Source organism: Sinorhizobium sojae CCBAU 05684, from assembly GCF_002288525.1.
In the GTDB taxonomy this organism is placed as follows: Bacteria; Pseudomonadota; Alphaproteobacteria; order Rhizobiales; family Rhizobiaceae; genus Sinorhizobium; species Sinorhizobium sojae.
Map to the genome: position 1 here is coordinate 72,532 of NZ_CP023069.1, position 16,155 is coordinate 88,686.

9 protein-coding genes and 8 pseudogenes are annotated in these 16,155 nt (G+C 59.2%); 8 read left to right on the top strand and 9 right to left on the bottom strand.

Features of this window, described 5'->3' with window-relative positions:
• The first annotated feature begins 76 nt into the window (after positions 1-76).
• The gene (locus tag SJ05684_RS27505) at positions 77-1,060 is read left to right on the top strand and encodes a LysR family transcriptional regulator (protein WP_014857727.1); all 984 of its coding nucleotides are present in this window, start codon (positions 77-79) and stop codon (positions 1,058-1,060) included.
• 60 nt (positions 1,061-1,120) lie between these two features.
• Here SJ05684_RS27505 and SJ05684_RS27510 read toward each other — a convergent pair.
• A pseudogene (locus tag SJ05684_RS27510) lies at positions 1,121-1,669 on the bottom strand (IS3 family transposase); the annotation flags it as partial.
• Between the two features lie 35 nt (positions 1,670-1,704).
• Between SJ05684_RS27510 and SJ05684_RS27515 the strand changes: the two are divergent.
• Positions 1,705-1,983, top strand: a pseudogene (locus SJ05684_RS27515) (FCD domain-containing protein); the annotation flags it as partial.
• Between the two features lie 217 nt (positions 1,984-2,200).
• Here the strand turns inward: SJ05684_RS27515 and SJ05684_RS27525 are convergent.
• The gene (locus SJ05684_RS27525; RefSeq protein WP_109023434.1) at positions 2,201-2,917 is read right to left on the bottom strand and encodes an IS6 family transposase; all 717 of its coding nucleotides are present in this window, start codon (positions 2,915-2,917) and stop codon (positions 2,201-2,203) included.
• Positions 2,918-3,266: 349 nt separating this feature from the next.
• On the opposite strand from SJ05684_RS27525, the gene nopM reads away from it, so the two are divergent.
• Positions 3,267-5,012 (top strand): T3SS effector NEL-type E3 ubiquitin ligase NopM, encoded by a 1,746-nt coding sequence (gene nopM / locus SJ05684_RS27530; RefSeq protein WP_014330979.1) that lies wholly within the window; start codon positions 3,267-3,269, stop codon positions 5,010-5,012.
• Between the two features lie 199 nt (positions 5,013-5,211).
• Here nopM and SJ05684_RS27535 read toward each other — a convergent pair.
• Positions 5,212-6,007, bottom strand: a pseudogene (locus SJ05684_RS27535) (IS6 family transposase).
• Between the two features lie 5 nt (positions 6,008-6,012).
• Here SJ05684_RS27535 and SJ05684_RS27540 point away from each other — a divergent pair.
• Positions 6,013-6,513: a restriction endonuclease gene (locus SJ05684_RS27540; RefSeq protein WP_015633373.1), complete on the top strand. Its 501-nt coding sequence runs from the start codon at positions 6,013-6,015 to the stop codon at positions 6,511-6,513.
• Positions 6,510-6,938: pseudogene (locus SJ05684_RS27545) on the top strand (KAP family P-loop NTPase fold protein); the annotation flags it as partial. The gene SJ05684_RS27540 and the pseudogene SJ05684_RS27545, both read left to right, overlap by 4 nt.
• 82 nt (positions 6,939-7,020) lie before the next feature.
• On the opposite strand, the gene SJ05684_RS27550 reads toward SJ05684_RS27545, so the two are convergent.
• Together SJ05684_RS27550 and SJ05684_RS27555 are read right to left on the bottom strand one after the other, a co-directional pair.
• Positions 7,021-7,389, bottom strand: a complete 369-nt coding sequence (locus tag SJ05684_RS27550) for a hypothetical protein (RefSeq protein ID WP_014857718.1) — start codon at positions 7,387-7,389, stop codon at positions 7,021-7,023.
• 57 nt (positions 7,390-7,446) lie between these two features.
• A protein-coding gene (locus SJ05684_RS27555) for an IS630 family transposase (protein ID WP_085939171.1) occupies positions 7,447-8,507 on the bottom strand; the annotation gives its coding sequence in 2 pieces (ribosomal slippage) (positions 7,447-8,015 and positions 8,015-8,507; 1,062 coding nt in all).
• Positions 8,508-8,720: 213 nt separating this feature from the next.
• On the opposite strand from SJ05684_RS27555, the gene SJ05684_RS27560 reads away from it, so the two are divergent.
• Positions 8,721-9,437 carry an IS6 family transposase gene (locus SJ05684_RS27560; protein WP_109023434.1) on the top strand — a complete coding sequence of 239 codons (717 nt, stop codon included), beginning with the start codon at positions 8,721-8,723 and terminating at the stop codon, positions 9,435-9,437.
• Between the two features lie 354 nt (positions 9,438-9,791).
• Here the strand turns inward: SJ05684_RS27560 and SJ05684_RS27565 are convergent, their stop codons facing one another.
• From SJ05684_RS27565 to SJ05684_RS29855, 3 genes and pseudogenes are all read right to left on the bottom strand, one after another.
• A complete protein-coding gene (locus SJ05684_RS27565; protein ID WP_015633430.1) occupies positions 9,792-10,763 on the bottom strand; it encodes a hypothetical protein in 972 nt (323 codons plus the stop codon).
• A 114-nt stretch (positions 10,764-10,877) separates the two neighbouring features.
• Positions 10,878-11,822 (bottom strand): annotated as a pseudogene (locus SJ05684_RS27570) (IS110 family RNA-guided transposase); the annotation flags it as partial.
• A 33-nt stretch (positions 11,823-11,855) separates the two neighbouring features.
• Positions 11,856-12,152 (bottom strand): annotated as a pseudogene (locus SJ05684_RS29855) (transposase); the annotation flags it as partial.
• A gap of 86 nt (positions 12,153-12,238) precedes the next feature.
• Here SJ05684_RS29855 and SJ05684_RS27585 point away from each other — a divergent pair.
• The gene (locus tag SJ05684_RS27585; protein ID WP_014328393.1) at positions 12,239-13,261 is read left to right on the top strand and encodes an IS110 family RNA-guided transposase; all 1,023 of its coding nucleotides are present in this window, start codon (positions 12,239-12,241) and stop codon (positions 13,259-13,261) included.
• 257 nt (positions 13,262-13,518) lie between these two features.
• Here the strand turns inward: SJ05684_RS27585 and SJ05684_RS27590 are convergent.
• A pseudogene (locus SJ05684_RS27590) lies at positions 13,519-14,916 on the bottom strand (ISL3 family transposase); the annotation flags it as partial.
• 207 nt (positions 14,917-15,123) lie between these two features.
• Here SJ05684_RS27590 and SJ05684_RS27595 point away from each other — a divergent pair.
• Positions 15,124-16,147 (top strand): annotated as a pseudogene (locus SJ05684_RS27595) (IS110 family RNA-guided transposase).
• Positions 16,148-16,155: the final 8 nt, after the last annotated feature.

Consider the following 16,155-nt stretch of genomic DNA (forward strand, 5'->3'; position numbering starts at 1 on the left):
GATCCGACAGCACGCGCGGTCGAGCGATCACTCTCTAATTGTTCCCCTTTTTTTACGTATTGATCACAGAAAATGAGTGAAAGAAAAGGCGACGCTTGATAACACTACATGTAAGAAAAACTTACGGACTGCGTTTATCATGCTCAATCTCTCACGGCTGCAACTTCTTCATGAGCTCTCGGTCCTTGGCACGATTTCGGCGGTTGCAAGATCCCTGAACCTGACGCGGCCCGCTGTCTCGCAGCAACTCTCTCTCCTTGAGAAGGAGCTTGGCCTCGTTCTGTTCGAGCGCTCGGGGAGAGGTGTACGCTGGACATCGGCCGGCGAGCGTTTGTTGGCCGGCATTGGCGGAATACTTCAGGCCGTGAACGAAGTAGAAGCGGATCTCGCGCGAACTGCACAAACGGTGACCGGCGACTTGCGTATCGCTGCATTCGGTTCAGCAGCTGCAACTATCATCCCACAAGCGATTACCCAGCTGGCAAAACAGCACCCCTCGCTGGAGATCTTTTTCAACGAAATGGAGCCGGGTGACGGCCTCAAAGCGACTGCGACGAAGCAGGTCGACATCGCAATCGTAGACGATCTAACTGGGACGGAAAACTTCGCGCACCAGCTGGACTTCCAGCCCCTTTACATCGACCCCTTTAAAGCCGTTGTTTCAGTCGATCACAGATTAGCGGGCACTGGACGAAAGTCGGTCGAACTATGGGAACTTGCCCAGGAAAAATGGGCCCTGAACCAATCAGCCATTGGCTATCAGACGTTCATCGTGAACGCGTGCCATGCGGAGGGATATACGCCACAAATCATGTCGAGCTGCCGCAACATTGCAGCGACATTGGAGTTTGTGCGAACCGGAAGCTTCGTTACCGTTCTTCCAGGTCTTGCGACGCACAATATACTGCTCGATCCCGATTTTCGGTGCCTGGACCTACGCCCTGTAACACAGCGGCGACTTTTTTCGGCATTCGCAAAGGGAAGCAAAGCTCGGCCCGCCATTTCTGCTGCATTGGAAGCGTTCGAACACGCATGTTCGATATTCATCGATCATCGATGATCACCAACCAGACAGGAGAAGCTCGCACGGCTCGGTTTGTCTGAACAGTTTCGGGCGTGTGTGACCTGGCGCTGGTTTGGAGGCGTTAGGGCGACGGTATATTGTCTCGATGCCCACCTTGTTTATCAGTGTGGCGACGTGCCGCCGCCCAGTTTCCAGGCCTTCTCCTCTCAAGAGCCCTTGCAAGATACGACTTCCGGCAAAAGGGTAGTCGAGATGTAGTTCGTCGATCCCCGAGCGAATGCGACGCATTCGTCCGCCGCCGCCTCAGAGCCAGATCGCTGTGCCACACTGAACGTGGAGAATAGTAGACGGCTGCCACGGCTGAAGCCGAGAAGCTTCACCTGGCGCACGACGGATAGCCTATGATCGCGGTCGATCATTTGTTGTCCCGCATCAATCCGCCTTGCCCAGCGCACCGGATAAAAAATCGTTCTCCAGCGTCAGTGCGCCGATTTTGGCGTGCAGCGTTTTCACATCGACGGTTGGACGCGCCGGTTCCGCCTTCGCTTCATCACCGAATACGCCTGTCGCCCCCTCAAGGAGCGGTCGTCTTGTATGGTCTCTCCTGTTCCCGGCATCTAAGCCGAAGTCAGGCAGAAATTCCACTTATCCTAGCTGTGCAGATTTCCCGAGCCAGCTCTTACTACGACAACGAGGAATTCCATAAGGCGATCTATGCGGCCAGCCGAAGCGAGTTTCTCGAGGAACAATGCCTGCAACTGCACCGGCGCCTGCGGCCCTACCGCCGCCTGCAATTGCGCGTGCGCAATCGGTTGTCGACGTCTTTCTCGGAACATTGCGCCATCGTCGATGCGATCTTTGCTGGAAACGGAGAGGACGCCCGCCGCCTGCTGCGGGGACATGTCGGCATTCAGGGCGAGCGGTTCAGCGATCTCGTTGCAAGCATGGCGGCCAGATAATCCCGGCGACGCCGAACGCACGGGTATTGTCGCTTAGCAACGCTGGTCGGTCAGCCAGTCGGCAAAAATGCGTGCCAGTCGCCTCTGGCTGCCCGATTTCGGATAGGCGATATAATGCCCGATATATCGGTTGTCCCGGAATTTCCCGGCAAACGCTTTGACCGGCACTGTAAAGTTATCAGCGGATTGATGCAGCGATAGCTGGCGGGGACGGCTGTCAGGCTGCGGCGACACACGCGATTTTGCTCCAGATTTGCATGGCGGCGTTACGCAGGTCTTGATGTTGAGCCGATGACAGCGTATTGCGGGGAAAGTGGAACAGGTTGGCAATCGGATCATGGATGGAAACGAACCGCTGAAGCTGGCGTGCCGACTTGAAGCGTTTCATGGTCCTTTCGCGTCGTCGGGTCGGCTGGTGCGAATTTTCCGCTCGATTATTTAGGCCTTTGTGCGACCGGTGTTCGACACCGGGCATGAGGTCGCGCCTGGCGGCATCATAGGACCGGAGCTTGTCGGTGATCATGACCCGTGGTGTCCGCCCTTGAGCCTTCAGCAACTTGCGCATCAGGCGCTTTGCCGCCTTGGCATTTCGGCGGCTTTGCACCAGCACTTCGAGGACGAAGCCGTCCTGATCGACGGCACGCCAGAGCCACTGCTTCTTGCCATTGATGGCCACCACACATTCGTCGAGATGCCATTTGTCGCCCAGGCAGCCGGCTGACCGTCGCTTGATCTCCCGGGCGAAATGCCGTCCGAATTTCTCCGCCCAGCTTCGAATGGTCTGATGCGTGACGATGATGCCGCGGGACGCCAGCATGTCCTCAACCATGCGCAGGCTGAGCGGAAAGCGAAAGTAGAGCCATACCGCGTGCGCAATGATCTCAGCGGGATAGCGGTGGCGACGATAAAGCGGATCACGAGCAACTTCTGACATGGCCCATGTACGCACATCTTCCTCAGCCGTCGGTTAACTTTACGGTGCCACCCGGGGTTCTGCAGCGACACTCGTCAGCTGATCGACAGGAAGGCCTGCTAAGGGCAGCACGCTGCCACGTTGACGGGTCCTCCAGGCTTATCTGGCCAACGAAATGGCAGGACTCCTCGCAGCAGTATCGCTTTATTTGCTGCGGCGGGAGTCGTGTGAACCTGTCCCGGCTCGGGGCAGGAGCCGCAGCGCACTTGCACTTGCTCTCGAATGATCAATTGCGCTGCGCAACCACCTGCCTCGCGGCCTTGAGAAGCGGCGGGCGTGCTATTTGTTCTAACGACGAAGAAAGATATCGATGAACATAGGAGACGCACAGCAGAGTGCAGGTTCTTCCCCGGCCACTTCTGAAGAGGGGGAGCAGGAAAGTTACCTCAGCGGCTTCGCCCGAGCCGTGGCGGATTTGGTCGAAGCCATGACAGGATATCGGACCCCGGCCTCCGCGCGCGCGCAGATCCTGGACAACTGGGTTGCCGAAGAGGGGCAGGGCGAAGCCGAGAATCGGCGACAGGGGCGCACACGAATTAGGGGTTCGGACAACACGGGCTCGCACTCGCTGGATTTGTCCTCCCTCTCCCTGACCGCTTTGCCCGCCGCCCTGCCGCCAAGATTGCTGGAACTGCGCGCCAGGCACAACGAACTAAGCAGCCTGCCCGCTAGCTTCCCCCCCGGTCTTCAGCATCTTCTCATTAGCCATAACCGGTTGACCAGTTTGCCGGACGCTCTTCCGGCGACCCTCTCTCGGCTGGAGGTGGCCGATAACAGCTTGACCAGTCTGCCGGCCAACCTTCCGGCTGGGCTCGAGATCCTGAACGCAAGCGACAACCGACTAACTAGCCTGCCGGACGCTCTCCCGAGCAGGCTCACCTCGCTCGCGGTTAGTGGCAATCAGCTGACCGACCTCCCCGACTCCCTCCCATCGGGGCTTATTGAACTCGATGTCAGCAGCAATCAATTGGCCAACCTCCCCGACCCCCTTCCGAGCACGCTCCAATCGCTCAATCTCAGCGGTAACCGGCTGACCGGCCTGCCTGAGGATCTTCTTGAGGGTCGTGTACCGAATCTTAGTCTCAGCTACCCGCATTTGGAGAACCTCGAGTTCGGGGATAACCCGCTGCCGGACGACGTCCTCGCTAATCTGGCGGCGGCTGAAGCGCCACCGCAGCTTGCGCAGCAATCTCTATATGAGGCTGCCGCGCACTGGCTCGCAGACGACCCGGCGACGCTGGCCGAATGGCAGCACTTTGCGGATGAGCCAGGCGCCCAGGACTACGCGCAGTTCCTGGAGAGGCTACGAGGGACCGTGAATTATGGCAATGACGAGTTTCGGCAGAGAGTGGCTGATGATCTGCGGCAGACGGCGGCCAATCCGAGATTGCGCGAGCAGTTTTTTGCACAGGCTTCCGACGCCAACGCGAGCTGCGAGGATCGAGTTACCTTGCACTGGAACGGTATGCAGACCGCGCGCCTCAACGCTGATGTCGAGGGCGGCGTCTATGACGATCGTCTTGGCGAACTGATCCAGCGCGGCCGTGTTGCGTTCCGCTTAGAGGCGCTCGACGAGATCGCGCGCGACAGGGTCAACTCGCTCCTCAGCCTCGACCCGAACATAGACGACGTCGAAGTCTACTTGGCCTATCAACATCGGCTGCGCGAGCCGCTGGAGCTCAGTCACGTCGCCCCTGACATGCGCTTCCTGGCGGTCTCTCACGTAAGCGAGGATGATGCGACGGAGGCGCTGGACCTGATCCGGGAGCGGGAAGCGAACCAATTCACCGACTACATGGCAACCCGCTGGCAACCTTGGGAGACGGTGCTGAGGCGCATCGCACCGGACGAACATGCAGCGATGCAGGACCGGCTCGTCGAAGCCATGGGCGAAGAGTTTCAGAGCCGTCTGGATCAGCGACTGGCCGAACATGGTCTGGTAGGCGATGTCGATGCCGAGCGGGTGCTCGGAGCCCAAGTCCGAAACCAAATCGCAGGCGAGATCAAAGGCGAGGTCATGAACCGGCTGCTCTCAGAGCGTGGCCTAGAACAATGAGACTTCCCAAGAGTGTCAATCGGCGTTGGCAACGCCGATTGACAGTTTCGAGCATTGACGAGCATGGCATCATGGGGTCGAAACAAGAACTGCGCGAAATCGTACGCTAATATAAGGCCGAACAGAGTGTAAGCATCACGCGGCGCGCAGGATTCGTGCGGGAAGTCGCAAAGGTCTGAAGCCCTCCGGTATTTTCTGTTCATCCTCCCAGGAATAGATGCCGGTGAGATGGCACTGTAAAGTTATCAGCGGATTGATGCAGCGATAGCTGGCGGGGACGGCTGTCAGGCTGCGGCGACACACGCGATTTTGCTCCAGATTTGCATGGCGGCGTTACGCAGGTCTTGATGTTGAGCCGATGACAGCGTATTGCGGGGAAAGTGGAACAGGTTGGCAATCGGATCATGGAAACGAACCGCTGAAGCTGGCGTGCCGACTTGAAGCGTTTCATGGTCCTTTCGCGTCGTCGGGTCGGCTGGTGCGAATTTTCCGCTCGATTATTTAGGCCTTGTGCGACCGGTGTTCGACACCGGGCATGAGGTCGCGCCTGGCGGCATCATAGGACCGGAGCTTGTCGGTGATCATGACCCGTGGTGTCCGCCCTTGAGCCACAGCAACTTGCGCATCAGGCGCTTTGCCGCCTTGGCATTTCGGCGGCTTTGCACCAGCACTTCGAGGACGAAGCCGTCCTGATCGACGGCACGCCAGAGCCACTGCTTCTTGCCATTGATGGCCACCACACATTCGTCGAGATGCCATTTGTCGCCCAGGCAGCCGGCTGACCGTCGCTTGATCTCCCGGGCGAAATGCCGTCCGAATTTCTCCGCCCAGCTTCGAATGGTCTGATGCGTGACGATGATGCCGCGGGACGCCAGCATGTCCTCAACCATGCGCAGGCTGAGCGGAAAGCGAAAGTAGAGCCATACCGCGTGCGCAATGATCTCAGCGGGATAGCGGTGGCGACGATAAAGCGGATCACGAGCAACTTCTGACATGGCCCATGTACGCACATCTTCCTCAGCCGTCGGTTAACTTTACGGTGCCGCTGCAAGCCCATGAGCGAGGCTATGCCTTCGAGGCCTTCCTGAGGCGGTGCTTCGACATGGCGGGCCTGACGGCGCGTGAGCCGTTCCGCAACACCGGCGAGCAGATCGACGGCAGTTTCCTGCTCGGCGAGGAAACCTACCTCCTCGAGGCAAAATGGCATTCACAGCCGACGGGTGTCGCCGACCTCCATGTCTTCCACGGTAAGCTCGACCAGAAGGCCGCGTGGGCCCGCGGTCTATTCGTGAGCTACAACGGTTTCACGACCGAGGGCCTGGCGGCGTTCGGTTCGGGCAAGCGGCTCATCTGCATGGATGGCCGCGACATCTACGACGCACTCGATCGTCAGATCCCGCTGAAGGCGGTCCTCGAACGCAAAGTGCGCAGGGCTGCTGAAACGGGTCGCCCCTTCATCCCGGCGCGGGAACTTTTCGATCAACACGGGGGCAGCCGATGATCCTGACCGATAACGAAACCAAGGTCGATCTCCTCAACAACGAGGCGATCGCGACGACGATCATAAAGCTCCTGCGGGACCGGCCAGATCAACCGGTAACGATCGGCGTGCATGGCGATTGGGGTGCCGGCAAATCCAGTGTCCTCGAGATGATCGAGGCCGGCTTCGAAAAGGAATCCAAGGTCCTCTGCCTCAAATTCAACGGATGGCGCTTCCAGGGCTTCGAAGACGCCAAGATTGCGGTGATCGAGGGCATCGTCACGGGGTTGATCGAGAAGCGGCCCGCGCTGACGAGGGCGGGAGAAGCCGTAGAGGACGTCTTCCGACGCATCGACTGGCTCAAAGTTGCCAAAAAGGCGGGCGGCCTCGCCTTCACCTCCTTCACGGGGATTCCCACTCCCGATCAGATCACCGCGATCGTGGGCTGTCGTTTGGCACTTAAACGTAAGAATGCGGCCGCTTCTTTCTTGGTTGGCACTTAATTTGAGATTTTATGCGCCGATAATCTCAAATTAAGTGCAACTGCGAAGACGTCCGCGACTGACGTGCGCAGTCCAAGATCTCGTCTATAGCGCTGCCGAAGCGAGCTTTGTTCTCGCCCATCATATGGCTACGCAGCATGTGAAGCATCTCCGGCCCGGCGCGCTGGACGATGGCCACACCAGCTAAAAGAGCTGGCCTCAAGTGCAGCGGCAAGAGCGTACTTGCTCGCGACGGAAGTTTGCTTGTTTCCATCCTGAGAACGTCATCGAGATCAGGAATGATCACGCCGAGCACTCTATAGCCGGACCGTTCGTAATAAGCGGGGAAAGCCTTCGGAACGCGTCGCATCAGCAGGAGGCCGGCAATCTCGCTTGGTGCCATCCAGTTTTGCATACCGCGCTCGGCCTCGTCGTCGAGAAGCTGTTCTCCTATAATACCAACGAGCGGTGATCATGACCGATGCGCCCATTCGCGGAGTCCGATGGACATGATCTTCCACGGCTGGTCGACGAGCTTGTTCCACGCGGCGCAGCAATGGGCGACGATGTCGTCGTAGTCTTTGAAGATGCGGTTCGAGAGCCAGTTGTCGCGCAGGAACTGCCAGACGTTTTCCACGGGGTTCAGTTCCGGCGAACGAGGCGGCAGGAACATCAGGGTGATGTTGTCCGGCACTTTGAGCTTCGGCGTGACGTGCCATCCGGCCTGATCGAGGATGAGCACGGCATGCGCTCCCTCATCGACGGCCTGGCTGATCTCGGCGAGATGCTGCTGCATGGCTTCGGTATCACAATAGGGCAGGACAAGGCCCGCACCCTTTCCCTTCCGCGGGCAGACGGCCCCGAAGATGTAGGCCCACATGGTGCGCTGATCCAAGGGTGCGGAGGGTCTGGTTCCGCGACGCGCCCACCGCCGCGTGATCTTGTTCTTCTGGCCTATGCGCGCTTCGTCGGCCCACCAGAGCTCGAGGTCGGTGCCGCGCGGGAGCCGGCCTCGGATTTCCGCCAGAGCGGCGGGGAAGTCTTTTTAAAAGCTTCTGCCTCCAGCTCGTTCTGGGCGTAGTGGCGCGGGCGGGCCGACAGCTTGGCGAAGCCGAGCGCCTTCAACTCACGGCCGACAGTCGTCTCGTCCATCGCGATGCGGAATTCCTGGAATATCCACTGCACCAGGTCCTTGCGCCGCCAGCGGACGACACCGTGGATCGCAGGGATCGGGCCGCTTTCGACGATCTTCGCCAGCGCATGGCGCTGAGCGACGTTCAGCTTCGCTCGGCCGCCGGGTGCTTTGCCGTTCACCAGCCCGTCGGGGCCGCGCGCATTGAACCGCAGCACCCAGTCACGGACGATCTGCAGCGTCACGCTGCCGATCCGTGCCGCATCCGAGCGCGAGCCGCCGTCATAAATCTCGGCGAGCGCCAGCAACCGCCGCGCCTGGTTGGCATCCTTCGTTTGCCGTGCGAGCTGTCGAAGAGCACGCCCATCGAAATCATCACGCAACAAAATTGCTGAACCCATCGCAAACCTCCCGTTTGCTGCATGGATTCAGATTCGAAGCCCCGTGGGAATCCCTGAGAGTCGGAAACGGCGCTCGTTGGTATAAGGGCACTATTGTGATAGCGACTGAAGGGAGAGGGGCGGGCACCCCCGTCAGTGTTCTGAATGACGTTACCACAAAGCGGGGCACCGTAAAGTTAACCGACGGCTGAGGAAGATGTGCGTACATGGGCCATGTCAGAAGTTGCTCGTGATCCGCTTTATCGTCGCCACCGCTATCCCGCTGAGATCATTGCGCACGCGGTATGGCTCTACTTTCGCTTTCCGCTCAGCCTGCGCATGGTTGAGGACATGCTGGCGTCCCGCGGCATCATCGTCACGCATCAGACCATTCGAAGCTGGGCGGAGAAATTCGGACGGCATTTCGCCCGGGAGATCAAGCGACGGTCAGCCGGCTGCCTGGGCGACAAATGGCATCTCGACGAATGTGTGGTGGCCATCAATGGCAAGAAGCAGTGGCTCTGGCGTGCCGTCGATCAGGACGGCTTCGTCCTCGAAGTGCTGGTGCAAAGCCGCCGAAATGCCAAGGCGGCAAAGCGCCTGATGCGCAAGTTGCTGAAGGCTCAAGGGCGGACACCACGGGTCATGATCACCGACAAGCTCCGGTCCTATGATGCCGCCAGGCGCGACCTCATGCCCGGTGTCGAACACCGGTCGCACAAAGGCCTAAATAATCGAGCGGAAAATTCGCACCAGCCGACCCGACGACGCGAAAGGACCATGAAACGCTTCAAGTCGGCACGCCAGCTTCAGCGGTTCGTTTCCATCCATGATCCGATTGCCAACCTGTTCCACTTTCCCCGCAATACGCTGTCATCGGCTCAACATCAAGACCTGCGTAACGCCGCCATGCAAATCTGGAGCAAAATCGCGTGTGTCGCCGCAGCCTGACAGCCGTCCCCGCCAGCTATCGCTGCATCAATCCGCTGATAACTTTACAGTGCCCATCAGACTGCCCTTGTGCCTGCATGAATCTCGAACCTTTGAGAAGCGCCTCCTTCAGCTCGGCGGTCGATTAAGTTGACGATGCCCTCTGGCGTGATAGAAAGGGATCAGGATCGATCCGTTTCCAACTAACAAACCTGTTCAACCGGTCCCGCTCCGCGCGTCCATCCCTCTTACCAAGAATGATGAACCCGTGGTGCTCGAAGACGCGCGGCCCCTCCTTCGGCTCTTCGTTAGGCATGGTGTTGCAGTGTTTGCCCATGAACGCACTTACCGCGATTGGGACCGTCGATAGGTTATCTATTCATTACCATCACGCCTGTATGGATTTGCTTCACTGTCAGTCCGGTAGTCATCAAGGTTGCTGCCCAGAAATAAGCGTTCGGTCTCTCGTGTTGGCGTTCTGCCCAGCGAGCACATCAGATCCACATCCGCATCGATGTTGTCCTGGTCCTCGACATTCATTCCGAGCCCAATACTGCTCAGTACATCGTCGGGCGTCCAGACCGAGGACTTCGGAACGGTGTAGGTGTGCAGTGTGCTCGCATTGTTGGCGATCGCTCTCGCCCAGTGGTCGCGCGAAACAACCAGCTTCGAAGGATCCTCAACCAACGACACGAAAGGAGACGCTGTTGTCTTGCCGCGCATATGCCATCCGGCTTGGCGCGCTCGATCCATAGGATATCGTTCCAGAGGATCTCCATGGGAGAAATGATCCCGCGCCGTGCTACGAACATGCGATATTGCGCTCGTGTCGTTTTCGATGCGTGGATTGCAATCGCTGTCCTGGTTCTGAAAGCGCCGCAGTATCACATATGACGACCCTGCCACGTCGTCGAAAATACGGCCCCGATCGATACTGCCGTCGCCAACTGCGGTCGCTGGTGACCACCGCCCTGATTGCCGGTAGGCAAGCTCGATCTCGTTTCTAAGCACATCAAGAGGGGCACCCGTCAGCTTTGCGGCAAGCTGGGCGCGCGCTCTCACAAATGATTCGGCCGGATAGCAGCCAGGTTCTGGGGCCACCTCGTTCGGCGCATTCGAGAAGTTGGCAGTCCCGGGATCTGCCGCAAGGGAGACAGAATCCGGCGTTGGGTGAATCAAATGTAAGTCAGCTAGCTGCTGCTCAAAGCTTGCTTGATTCGGAGGGTGCGCCGGTGAGCTGGTCTGCGCGCTCAGCTTGTCTGGCCGTCGGTCCGCCGGGTCCGGCCGCGGCAGGAGATCGTGAACGCCAACCTGAGATTCTGCGGCATTTCGTGGATCAATGTTCATTTTCCCTCCGAGTACGGCTGTTGTTGGCGAACATTTATGCAAGTGCAGCTTTCGAGATCCTTACGGAAGAGGAAAGAAGCCAATAATTCACTTGCGGGGTGCCGGATGTCGTTTGGCGACGGCGGCGACCTTGTAAGGTCTTCGTGCCATCAGCGAGACGATCCAAGAGGGAAGCGTCACTCCTCTGCGAGCTTGCTTCAGGATGGATGTCGCGCCGACGATCAGCAGCGTTCGCAACTGTTTGTTCCCGCGTTTCGATATACGGCCCAGCCGCTCCTTGCCGCTGCTCGAGTGCGTTTTCGGGGTAATTCCGATCCAGGCGGCTAGATCACGTCCGATTGGGAAGGCTGCTGGATCCTGGATCGTCGCTCGAACTGTCGCGGCGATGATGGGGCCGACGCCCGGGATACTGGTAAGCCGCCTAGCGGTGTTATCTGCTTTCACTGCCGTGACTATCTTCGCGTCAAGCGCCTCGATGCGAGCCGACAGCATCTCAATTTGCGCGACCATCTCGAGAAGTGCAGCCCGAGCCGCCGATGGGAGACGGGTGTCATCATCGTCTCGCAGAATGACGATGAGCTTGGCGATGCTCGTCATGCCCGTCGCAGCAATGATGCCCAATTCGGCCATATGAGCTCTCATGGCGTTCGCCGTCTGGCTTCGCTGGCGGACGAACAACTCGCGGGTCTTCAAAACCATGCCTGCGGCTTGCTCGGCGGGCGTCTTAATTGGCACGAACCGCATTGTGGGACGCGTTACCGCCTCACAGATCGCTTCGGCGTCGGCAGCGTCGGTTTTGTTCCGCTTGACATACGCCTTCACGTAGGCCGGCGGTATCATCCTGACTGTATGCCCGAACTGACTGATGGCGTTCGCCCAGTGGTGAGCGCTCGCGCAGGCTTCGAGCCCGACGAGGCACGGCTCAAGGCTGCGGAAGAACTCTAACATCTGCGACCGCCGCAAGGCTCGGCGGACAACGACGTGGCCGTCTTCGGCAACGCCGTGAACTTGAAAGATCGATTTAGCCAGGTCGAGACCGAGTGTGGTGATCTTCTCCATGGAACGGTTCCTTCTGTTTCGTGGCGATTGGCATCACCACAATAGGCACCTTCGATGCCGTTTCGGAGGGCCGTTCCACACCATCAATTTGTGTGGTCGTGCAGTTGGTTGAGGGGGCAGCATGCGAGCTCTAAGGAGTTCTGGGCCTGCTCTGCCATACATTGCACGCTTGATCGTCTTCAGGCGATTGATCTGGCCTTCCGCCTGGCCGTTGCTCCACGGCAGTTCGATTGCGTTGTGGACGGCGTCAATGTCACGACGCAAAACTCGGGCGAACCGCGCGATCGCGACGAGACCCGAGTTGACCGCTTCGTCAATCCAGATGCCGAGCCTGCTTGATGATGTGGACGCCCCCGCGCCGGCGGTTGCCGCTATGATGCCGGCCAGTTACCCGCAGCAAAAGAGGAGCGTTGACAATGCAGATCACGACCGTTGGATTGGATTTGGCCAAGAGCGTGTTTCAGGCGCATGGTGTCGATGAGACAGGCGCAACCGTGCTGGTGAAACGGCTGCATCGCAAGCAGATGCTGCCGTTCTTCTCGAAGCTGCCACCCTGCCTAATCGGAATGGAAGCGTGTGGCACAGCGCACCATTGGGCTCGGACGCTCGCCGCCATGGGGCACGAGGTCCGGCTCATTCCCCCATCCTACGTGAAGCCCTATGTCAAACGCGGCAAGAGCGACGCGCTGGATGCCGAGGCAATCTGCGAAGCCGTGCAGCGCCCGACGATGCGGTTCGTGCCTGTGAAGACGGTGGCGCAGCAGAGCATTCTCATGACTCATCGCGCCAGGTCGCTGCTCGTTCGCCAACGCACCATGGTCGCAAATGCGTTGCGGGCGCATCTGGCTGAACTCGGCTTAGTCGCCAATCCAGGCATTGCCAATCTGGCAAAGTTGGCGCAGCAAGCGCTGTCTGGCGAGAGCAGCTTGCCCTCCTATGCCCGGACCACGCTGGACATTCTGATCCGGCAGATCCTGGTGTTTGCCGATGAGATCGCTGCGCTGGATCAGCAACTTCTCGCTTGGCATGCCGACAGCGAGGCCAGTCGCCGGCTCTCCGCTATCCCCGGCCTCGGCATAGTCACAGCCACGGCGGTCGCCGCCACCGTCACCGATCCCGAGCAATTCCGCTCCGGCAGGCAATTTGCCGCCTGGCTCGGCCTGACGCCGCAGCAGTGTTCGACCGGAGGAAAAACCCAGCTCGGCGGCATCTCCAAGCAGGGAGACCGATACTTGCGGAGGTTGCTCGTCGTCGGCGCCACCGCCGTTATCCGTCATACGAAGGACAAGGCAACGCCCCTGGCGAACTGGATCAGAAAGCTCCTGGAGAAAAAGCCGTTCAGGCTGGTCTCCGTTGCCCTCGCCAATAAACTCGCGCGGATCGCATGGGTCGTGCTGACCCGCAAGGAAGCCTATCGGGCCCATGAAATGATCGCCTGAGTTCAATCCCAGAGAACCGGAATTGGTAACGGCAGTCGATGATGTGTAACGATCGAGCCAATGGTGAGGCCAACCCGTCTGATTCAATGCGCTTCAAACGCGCGCCAGCTTGATCAGGGTCCTCATCGGCGGATTTCCATCAGGGCCAGCGGTCAAACTTCATACCGCACAAACAGGCCGGACATATGAAAGCAACCGATCAAACCACCCGACAAAAAGCCCTTGCCATAGGGGGCGTCCACATATGAATCACCGCTGCGAAAGAGTCCGCGGAAGCGCATGCCAAGACTACGCATCAAAGCGAAATCCGGCGATTCCCGCTTCAAGGCATCGACCTTTCTCGCCTGACTGGCCGTCAGCGCAGCACGCGGTTTCACGCAAAGTGCGGCGGCGACTACGGGCGAGATCAGATGGCCCGTCTCCGGATCCCGTATAGGAACGGCATCGCGGGCGAACTGATGGTCATTGACTGAGGCAAGCGCAGCGCTGTCCTGATCCACCTTCTCGGCGCGTCTCCACTTTGCGAGCAGCCGTTCAAGATTCGAGAAACTGCCAGTGTAGCCGCGCGCCTGGATATCGTGGAAGAGATGCCGCCCGCAGCGGTTTCCAGCTGTCCAGCACTCGGCCAGAAACGCCTCGAAGTATAAAGGTGACGTAGGTTTCAACGCGGCCCTGCGTCGGGCCGGCGGCGCGTCGAAGGTCAGCCATTTGGCGATGCTGCGGCGGCCGTAGCCGGTGCGACGAGCAATCTCGGAACAGGGCAGCCCTTCCTTGCGTAAGGCATGAACAGCATCGAACACCACCTGTCTCGATTGTCGATGAGCGTGACGTGCGCGGCGCCGGTGCGTTGTGTCGGCGTACGGCTCGTTATCCTTATCGGGCCGCAGTGCCCGCCCTGTCGCGCGCCCGGAAAGGCTCATCTGCTCCTCGATTGCGATCCGAAGGTTTTGCAGGAGATGAAACCGATCCGCGACTTGGCGCGCTTGCGGTGCGCCCTCACGAGCAGCTTGCGCATAGAGACCGCACCGGTCTCGGTTGACGATCTCGACAGAAGGGTGCCGCTTCAGCCATTGAGCCGTACTTGCTACGCTTCGGTCCTGCAAAATGTCGAGGACTTCACGGCGCTCCAGATCGACGATCATCGTGCCGTAGCGCCATGATCGCCGCCAGCTCCAGTCATCAATCCCGATAATCCGGGAAGAGATTGGCCTGTTGCCTGCGGCATGGCGTTTGAGGTGCCGCAGGATCGTGTCGTCGCTGACCGGCAGACCCAGCCGCCTCATCAGACGTTCTGCAGGACGCCTGCCGGCGCTGTGTCCGAGCAGACCGACAATCTCCGCGACCCTCCTTGTCCGGCGCTCATAAGGGGAAGCAACCGCTTACAGCCGATCGGTGAATGTTTGTCGTTCACATTTTTGATATGCGCATCGCCAACGGCTCAGCCGAAGCTTCACCGTCACGGTCCTGCCCTGAACCGGCAGATCCTGAAGGCTGCGTGTAAGCCAGCCATGCCGATTTCGGCTCCGCCGTCCACAATCGGGGCAAACGCCAAAGGCTGGTCCTGCAGCGGAAACAACCCAGCTGTCATCATCGGTGAGTGCAACACCCAGAACTTTGACCCCTGGGCCGGGCGACCATTTCGTTTTCGTTCGCATGCCCGCCCATAGCGGCATCGTCGCTAACGGCGAATGAACCACACAAATTGAGGAAGACCCTTTAATTATGAGAATACTGTGCCAATGATTTCAATCTGTTGACGTGACACTTAAATTCGAGAACGGGCAGTTAGTTTGATGGGGTGGAGCGGCCTCCCAACGGCGTCTAGCATCGCTGTTGTGAGAAACAGGGAAAGGAGCCACTCCATGAACCAGATTGTTACAATCGGACTCGACCTTGCCAAGAATATCTTCCCAGGTGCACGGCATCGACGCTTGCGGCAAGGTAGTCGTCCGTAAGCCATTGCGCCGCGGCGAGGTGATGAAATTCTTCGCGAGCCTTCCTCCCTGCCTGATCGGCATCGAGGCGTGTGCGACGGCTCATCATTGGGGCCGGGAATTGGGAAAGCTTGGCCACACGGTCCGGCTGATGCCGCCAGCTTACGTGAAAGCCTATGTCAAGCGAGGCAAGACAGATGCGGCCGACGCGGAGGCGATCTGCGAGGCAGTCACACGACCAACCATGCGTTTCGTCGCGGTCAAGAGTATGGAACAGCAGGGCGTGTTGATGCTGCATAAAACCCGCGACCTGTTGGTGCGCCAGCGCACCATGTTGATCAACGCCCTGCGCGGACACCTTGCTGAGTTCGGCATCATCGCCGCGCAAGGGACCGCCGGAGTGAAAGCGGCGATCGAGGCTTTTCATGCGATGCAAGACAGCCTGCCCACATTGGCGGGTAAGGCGCTGCATGGATTGATCAAACAAATGCGCGTCGTGGCCAGCGAAATCGACAAGATCGAAGAGCAGATCTTGGCCTGGCATCGGAATAATGCGGCAAGCCGGCGGCTGGCTGGCATTTCCGGCATCGGGCCGATCACGGCAAGCGCTATCGTGGCGACGGTATCAGATGCAACACTGTTTTCCTCGGGCCGCTCCTTCGCGGCGTGGCTTGGTCTAACGCCGCGCGCGCATAGCAGTGGCGGCAAGGAGAAACTTATCGGCATCAGCAAACAGGGGGATGGCTATATTCGGCGCCTGCTTGTTATCGGTGCCACGGCGGTGATCCGTCGGGCACGGCAGGATAATGCCAGCAAGAGTTGGGCGGCAAAGCTGCTCACGCGTAAACCGGCCCGGCTGGTCGCGGTGGCCCTGGCCAACAAGACTGCGCGTGTTGCCTGGGCATTGTTGGCGCGCAACCAAGCCTATATCGCTCACGTTGGCGCTGCATAATCGAATCT

What these genes read in the sequence shown, in the direction of transcription:
- SJ05684_RS27525 (WP_109023434.1), bottom strand. Translation starts at nt 2,917, where the DNA reads ATGTCAGAAGTTGCTCGTGATCCGCTTTATCGTCGCCACCGCTATCCC.
- nopM (WP_014330979.1), top strand. Translation starts at nt 3,267, where the DNA reads ATGAACATAGGAGACGCACAGCAGAGTGCAGGTTCTTCCCCGGCCACT.
- SJ05684_RS27540 (WP_015633373.1), top strand. Translation starts at nt 6,013, where the DNA reads ATGTACGCACATCTTCCTCAGCCGTCGGTTAACTTTACGGTGCCGCTG.
- SJ05684_RS27550 (WP_014857718.1), bottom strand. Translation starts at nt 7,389, where the DNA reads ATGCAAAACTGGATGGCACCAAGCGAGATTGCCGGCCTCCTGCTGATG.
- SJ05684_RS27560 (WP_109023434.1), top strand. Translation starts at nt 8,721, where the DNA reads ATGTCAGAAGTTGCTCGTGATCCGCTTTATCGTCGCCACCGCTATCCC.
- SJ05684_RS27565 (WP_015633430.1), bottom strand. Translation starts at nt 10,763, where the DNA reads ATGAACATTGATCCACGAAATGCCGCAGAATCTCAGGTTGGCGTTCAC.
- SJ05684_RS27585 (WP_014328393.1), top strand. Translation starts at nt 12,239, where the DNA reads ATGCAGATCACGACCGTTGGATTGGATTTGGCCAAGAGCGTGTTTCAG.